Raw genomic sequence first — 6464 nt, 5'->3', positions numbered from 1 at the left:
TTTGCTTGGCGACCATAGCGTTGTGGACCCACCTGATTCCATGCCGAACTCAGAAGTGAAACACAATAGCGCCGATGGTAGTGTGGGGCTTCCCCATGTGAGAGTAGGACATCGCCAGGCTTTAAATTATGAACGACTTGTCCATAGTGACAAGTAGTCCACTGCGGAGTGGTAGTTCAGTTGGTTAGAATACCGGCCTGTCACGCCGGGGGTCGCGGGTTCGAGTCCCGTCCACTCCGCCACTTATTAAAAAAGCCCGATACGTGAGTATCGGGCTTTTTTACGTTTCTAGCTTATTACTTTAACCGCTTAGTTGTTGCGAGCCTTTCAGCTACCTTTGAGAGAGCTCCTCTCCTATTCAATCGCTTTTCATTATTATTTTTCCTGACTTCTTCTCGAAAATATACTCTGAGCTATCAATCATACAAAGCCAAACTTACTATTAGCTTTCTTTATCTTTTAGTGATTTGTACTCCAAAAGGCGTGGGCAGATTGAGAAGACTTTCATGCCGCTAGACGAGCTTACCCCCCTATACATAATTAAAGTGTGATGACGACGCAGGTGAGTGGTGGCGTTATGACAACAGTTATGTATCTAATAAGATAATTTTGTATCTGACTTTAATGCATTTACGAGAGAACTTCGTTGGATTACTGTTGTGACTTTCTGGTTATCGTCAATAGATCTACTCTATAAGATACCGATGAATGTAGTTCAATATTACAAATAAGGTTTTTGATGAAGTGAGTAGGGCTCGGGAAGAAGTCTACTGTAAGTATTTTTTATGGGGTTGATTAACTTTGATGTATGAAAGCAAACAGTTCCACATTGTAAGAGAAATTAAGTCTAGTTAATTAGGTCGGTAGGCCTCTATCTTTTGGAGTTGTGCGCACGCTTTTAATCGCTCGACTAATTGTTTGTCATAATAGGATATAGGTTGGGCTATCAGTTTGGTTAGAGGCAGTTTCGGATAGACTATTAAAGTGATCCTCCTAATACGTTAAGAACTCTTTGTGTTAGCTAGTAAGAGGGGCGTGTTTTACCCTAAGGGTGCTCTCCTGTGACTTTATTACAAATACTAAGTATCAGTTGCTAAAGCCTAGTGAGCTTATCAGAATCAAAAAATCATTCGGTATTGATAACGTTTGAGTATTGCTTGATCTCTGGTGTTGCAGACGGATGAATGGCAGTAACAAACAAGGCATTTGTTACTGCGTTAGTAGAGTACTTTATTCAGCTATTTAACCTCTGCTTCGTTCGTGCTTTCTAACTCTTTTTCGGCTAGCTTTGCTTTTTCAATCATTGGTGTAATTGTTGAGCCTTGCACCAAAATAGAGAACACGACAACAGCGTAGGTCATGACCAAGATGATCTCTTTTACGTCGATTAGCTTTTCTGGAATAACAAGTATGCCTGATGGTATTGACAGTGCCATTGCCAGTGCTAACCCCCCACGTAAACCACCCCAAGTTAGGATCTTAATTGCCCAAGGGTTGTAGGTACGGTAGCGTTTGAATCCAATATAAGAAATGAAAACACTTAAGTAACGAGCCGCAAGTACTAAAGGAATAGCAAACGCCATTAGTATCCAGTCTTCCTGATGGAATTTGAAGAGTAGCATCGACATACCAATTAACAGAAATAGCACGCCATTTAAAAACTCATCCACTAACTCCCAGAAGTGGTCTAAGTGCTCTTCACTCTCTTTTGAGAATCCGATAAAGCGTGTCCAATTACCTATCATTATCCCTGACACAACCATAGCTAGTGGTCCAGATACGTGAATAACGTCAGCGAATACATAGCCAGCGGTTGGCACACCAATAGTAAGCAGAAGCTCCATTGAATGATCATTGGTTGAGCTGATTAGGTAGTGAAACAGTAGCCCTAAAGCGAACCCGTAAGCGATTCCACCAATTGCTTCTTGGAAAAATAGAAAGCCGACACTTGATACCGTTGGTGTCTCTGTACCAAATGCAATTGTGAACAGAGTGACAAAAATAACCAAGCCAAACCCATCATTAAATAGGGATTCTCCTTCGATTTGAGTGGAGATTCTTCTTGGTGCATCGAGCTTCTTCACTATTGCCAGTACCGCGATTGGATCCGTTGGAGATATTAAAGAGCCAAACAGTAAGCAGTAAACAAAGTCGAATTGAATTCCAATGAGCTGACAGAACCAGTAAAGCACGCCACCGATAAAGAAAGTTGAAAACAGGGTGGCACCTAATGCCAGTATGGTAATTTCCCACTTCTGATCTTTTAGGTTAGGCAGTTTAATACCTAAGCCGCCTGCAAACAGTAGAAAACCGAGGATCCCCTTGAGAAGGAAGTCTTCAAAGTTAATGCTGGTCATGGTCTCAGTGGCAATTTCAGTTAATTGAAACCAATCATTTTGACCTGCGATTAATATCAATAGAGAAAGCATCATAGCGCCAGCAGTAATGGCGATAGTCGTTTGCATTTTCCCTATTTTGCTGTTGACGAAGGCGATAAGCATTGCTGCCGCGGATAGAAAGCAAAGCGTATAGTAGACGGACATAGTTGACTCATGAATGTAACTAAATATTTCACTGGATTTTCATGGCTCAGCGCTTAAATAGCAACCATTTTCTGTCATGCTTATGTAAGTCTTTATTCTTGGTGTTTTGTCTAGATTAGCCATTTTAGACGTCTAGATTTCTACAATTTATATGGTAGGATGTTTAGATAATTAAAGGAATGAGGCTGTACTGTGGGAAGTAATGTAAAGCAACAGATTGAAGCTCAATTAAAAGAACGTATCTTGCTGATTGATGGTGGCATGGGCACCATGATCCAAGATTATAAGCTTGAAGAAAATGATTACCGCGGTGAGCGTTTCTCTGATTGGCATTGTGACCTTAAGGGTAATAACGACTTACTTGTTTTATCTCAGCCTCAACTGATCAAAGAGATCCATAACCAGTACCTAGAAGCTGGCGCGGATATTCTAGAGACTAATACTTTTAACGCCACGACCATTGCGATGGCGGATTACGATATGGAGAGTCTCAGTGAAGAAATTAACTTCGCTGCGGCGAAACTTGCACGTGAAGCGGCTGACGAATGGACAGCGAAAACGCCAGATCGCCCTCGTTATGTAGCTGGTGTATTAGGCCCTACCAACAGAACTTGCTCGATTTCTCCTGATGTAAATGATCCAGGCTACCGTAACGTGAGTTTTGATGAGCTAGTTGAAGCTTATTCTGAATCGACTAAAGCGCTTATCAAAGGCGGATCTGACCTAATTCTTATCGAAACTATTTTTGATACGCTGAATGCCAAAGCGTGTGCTTTTGCTGTGGACACGGTATTTGAAGAGCTGGGTATCACGTTACCAGTCATGATCTCCGGTACCATTACCGATGCTTCAGGTCGTACGTTGTCAGGCCAAACTACGGAAGCATTCTACAATGCATTGCGCCATGTAAAACCGATTTCTTTTGGTCTGAACTGTGCTCTTGGCCCAGATGAGTTGCGTCCTTATGTCGAAGAGCTCTCTCGAATTTCAGAAAGCAACGTATCTGCGCACCCGAATGCGGGCTTGCCTAATGCTTTTGGTGAGTATGACCTATCCCCTGAAGATATGGCTGAACATGTCCAAGAGTGGGCTCAAAGTGGTTTCCTCAATCTCATTGGTGGTTGTTGTGGTACAACACCAGAGCATATTCGTCAGATGGCTCAAGTAGTAGAAGGTGTTAAACCTCGTCCATTACCTGAGATTAAAGTTGCTTGTCGCTTATCTGGACTAGAGCCGCTTACAATTGAGAAAGATACTCTATTTGTTAATGTCGGTGAACGGACTAACGTTACCGGTTCAGCTCGCTTTAAACGATTGATCAAAGAAGAGTTGTATGACGAAGCGCTAGAAGTGGCTCGTCAGCAGGTCGAAAGTGGCGCGCAAATCATCGATATTAATATGGATGAAGGGATGCTAGATGCTGAAGCTTGTATGACTCGCTTCTTGAACTTATGTGCGTCTGAGCCTGAAATCTCCAAAGTGCCGATCATGGTCGATTCTTCTAAATGGGAGGTTATCGAAGCCGGTCTTAAGTGTGTTCAAGGCAAAGGTATCGTTAACTCTATTTCTTTGAAAGAAGGCAAAGAGAAGTTCGTCGAACAAGCGAAGCTGATCCGTCGTTATGGTGCCGCGGTTATCGTGATGGCATTCGATGAAGTGGGGCAAGCGGAAACGCGTGAGCGTAAATTGGAAATCTGTACTAATGCTTACCGAATTTTGGTTGATGAAGTCGGCTTCCCACCAGAAGATATTATCTTCGACCCGAACATCTTTGCTGTTGCGACGGGTATCGATGAGCACAATAACTATGCGGTTGATTTCATTGACGCCGTTGCCGATATCAAACGTGATTTACCACATGCGATGATTTCGGGTGGGGTATCTAACGTATCTTTCTCTTTCCGCGGTAATAACTACGTACGTGAAGCAATTCATGCGGTATTCCTATATCACTGTTTTAGAAATGGTATGGATATGGGGATTGTGAATGCTGGCCAACTAGAAATTTACGATAACGTCCCAGAAAAGCTTCGTGAAGCTGTTGAAGATGTGGTTCTAAACCGCCGCGATGATGGTACGGAAAGGCTACTCGACATCGCTCAGGAATATCTAGATAAAGCAGTGGGCAAAGAAGATGATGCCTCTGCCTTAGAGTGGCGTACTTGGCCAGTAGAAAAGCGTTTAGAGCACTCTTTGGTAAAAGGTATTACAGAGTTTATCGTTGAAGACACCGAGGAAGCCCGTGTTAATGCGGATAAGCCTATCGAGGTGATTGAAGGGCCATTGATGGATGGCATGAACGTCGTTGGCGACTTATTTGGTGAGGGCAAAATGTTCCTCCCACAAGTTGTGAAATCGGCTCGCGTAATGAAGCAGGCGGTGGCTCATTTGGAACCGTTCATCAACGCCTCAAAAGCGGCTGGGACGTCTAATGGTAAGATCTTGCTTGCAACCGTAAAAGGTGACGTACACGATATCGGTAAAAATATCGTTGGGGTTGTACTTCAATGTAATAACTACGAGATCATTGATTTAGGTGTCATGGTTCCGTGTGAAAAGATCCTACAGGTAGCCAAAGAAGAGAACGTTGATATTATCGGTTTATCCGGTTTGATCACTCCATCATTAGATGAAATGGTACACGTTGCCAAAGAAATGGAACGTCAAGGGTTCACTCTTCCTTTATTAATTGGCGGTGCGACCACTTCTAAAGCACATACCGCGGTAAAAATTGAGCAAAACTATTCAGAGCCGGTTGTGTATGTAAACAATGCTTCTCGAGCTGTAGGTGTGTGTACTTCACTGCTCTCTGAAGAATTGAAACCGACATTTGTCGAGAAGTTAGATTTAGATTATGACCGCGTTCGCGATCAACATAATCGCAAAACACCTCGAACTAAGCCAATCTCATTACAGAAAGCGCGTGATAACAAAGTCGCTATTGATTGGAAAAACTATACCCCTCCAGCGCCAGCGAAACCTGGAGTGCATATCTTTGATGACTTCGATGTCTCGACTTTACGTCAATACATTGATTGGACCCCATTCTTTATGACTTGGTCTTTAGTGGGTAAGTACCCAGCAATTTTAGACCATGAAGAGGTAGGTGAAGAAGCGCAGCGCCTGTTTAAAGATGCGAACGATTTGTTGGATCGTGTTGAGCAAGAGAAGCTGCTAGAAGCTCGTGGTATGTGTGCAATGTTCCCTGCTAATAGTGTGGGTGATGATATCGAAGTGTACACTGACGAATCTCGCACAGAGGTTCTAAAGGTCTTACATAATCTTCGTCAGCAAACTGAGAAACCGAAAGGGTATAACTACTGTTTATCAGACTATATTGCTCCGAAATCGAGTGGCAAAGCTGATTGGATTGGTGGTTTTGCGGTGACTGGCGGTATTGGTGAGCGTGAGTTAGCGGATGAATATAAAGCGCAAGGTGATGACTATAATGCGATCATGATTCAAGCAGTAGCCGACCGTTTAGCGGAAGCATTTGCTGAATATCTGCACCAAGTCGTACGTAAAGATATTTGGGGTTATGCTCCAGATGAAGACCTAACAAATGATGATTTGATTCGAGAGAAGTATCAAGGTATTCGCCCTGCTCCTGGTTACCCAGCATGTCCAGAACACACCGAAAAAGGTACTCTGTGGGAGTTAATGAAAGTAGAAGAATCGATAGATATGTCGTTAACCACAAGCTATGCAATGTGGCCGGGTGCATCTGTATCCGGGATGTATTTCTCACACCCTGATTCTCGCTATTTTGCGATTGCCCAAATTCAGAAAGATCAAGTGGAAAGCTACGCTCAGCGTAAAGGCTGGGATATGCTAGAAGCGGAGAAATGGTTAGGACCAAATATTAATTAGTGCTTCTAAGCTGTGCATTGAACACAAAAAAGGGTTGCTGTTGAGCAACCC

The 6464-nt window shown here is 43.1% G+C and carries 2 protein-coding genes, 1 tRNA gene and 1 rRNA gene; 3 read left to right on the top strand and 1 reads right to left on the bottom strand.

All coding sequences use genetic code 11. The features are described from left to right. Positions 1–4 precede the first annotated feature (4 nt). Both rrf and ELZ11_RS16295 read left to right on the top strand, forming a co-directional pair. Positions 5–120, top strand: a 5S ribosomal RNA gene (gene rrf / locus ELZ11_RS16300). Between the two features lie 45 nt (positions 121–165). Then, a tRNA-Asp gene (locus ELZ11_RS16295) sits at positions 166–242 on the top strand. Positions 243–1238: 996 nt separating this feature from the next. On the opposite strand, the gene ELZ11_RS16290 is transcribed toward ELZ11_RS16295, so the two are convergent. Continuing rightward, positions 1239–2543 carry a cation:proton antiporter gene (locus ELZ11_RS16290; protein WP_137358471.1) on the bottom strand — a complete coding sequence of 435 codons (1305 nt, stop codon included), beginning with the start codon at positions 2541–2543 and terminating at the stop codon, positions 1239–1241. Positions 2544–2735: 192 nt separating this feature from the next. On the opposite strand from ELZ11_RS16290, the gene metH reads away from it, so the two are divergent. Further along, on the top strand, positions 2736–6413 hold the full coding sequence (gene metH, locus ELZ11_RS16285; RefSeq protein WP_137358470.1) for a methionine synthase: 3678 nt from the start codon (positions 2736–2738) through the stop codon (positions 6411–6413). Positions 6414–6464 lie beyond the last annotated feature (51 nt).

Origin of the sequence: Vibrio profundi, assembly GCF_005281835.1 — a bacterium.
Classification (GTDB): domain Bacteria; phylum Pseudomonadota; class Gammaproteobacteria; order Enterobacterales; family Vibrionaceae; genus Vibrio; species Vibrio profundi.
This window is presented reverse-complemented; position numbering and strand designations above follow the sequence as displayed.